At 37.0% G+C, this 548-nt stretch carries 2 protein-coding genes; both read left to right on the top strand.

What is annotated here, in order from left to right; translation table 11 throughout:
• Positions 1–206: AAA family ATPase (locus NC797_RS18340; protein ID WP_272438221.1), on the top strand; the 206-nt coding region annotated here is incomplete at its 5' end.
• Positions 207–221: 15 nt separating this feature from the next.
• On the top strand, positions 222–437 hold the full coding sequence (locus NC797_RS18345; RefSeq protein WP_272438222.1) for a DUF5348 domain-containing protein: 216 nt from the start codon (positions 222–224) through the stop codon (positions 435–437).
• Positions 438–548: the final 111 nt, after the last annotated feature.

The raw sequence follows: 548 nt of genomic DNA on the forward strand, positions 1-548 counted from the left end.
CTTCCTACATACAACATCAATTAAAGGCAGTAGAAGCTCCCAATGAGGTTTTTTCCGAGGAAGCTATCCAGGCTATCTATGAATATAGTAAGGGCATCCCTCGGAAAATTAATACCTATTGTAGTTCTAGTTTAATGGATGCTCGTCTGCAAGACAACAAAATTGTTGGAAAATCACACGTTGATCGTGTCATGAATGAGATGTAGGGGGTGCCACCACGAATGAATGCAGATATGATTTACGATAATAATAGAGAGTGTTGGATGATGGAACGAAATGGTCGTACCTTTAACCTTCATTGCGGAGAGTGTTTTGAATTAATCATCGGAAACAGCAAAATGCCTTGTAGGCTTGAGTTGGACAACCAGTGGTATGTGATTATTCATGAATCCCGTTTTAATTTAAGGGTAAGAGAAGTTTATAAGATAGTTATATAAAAATGAATAAAACACACAAGCCAAGGGATGAAAAAGTAAAGTTTTTCATCCCTTTACAATAGTATAAACACGGACGAAATAGATTATTACGAGAGCAAGGAAAAACGAACG

The sequence above is a fragment of the Terrihalobacillus insolitus genome (assembly GCF_028416575.1).
Taxonomy (GTDB): Bacteria; Bacillota; Bacilli; order Bacillales; family Amphibacillaceae; genus Terrihalobacillus; species Terrihalobacillus insolitus.

Coding starts and splice junctions, on each gene's coding strand:
- NC797_RS18345 (WP_272438222.1), top strand. CDS start 222: ATGAATGCAGATATGATTTACGATAATAATAGAGAGTGTTGGATGATG.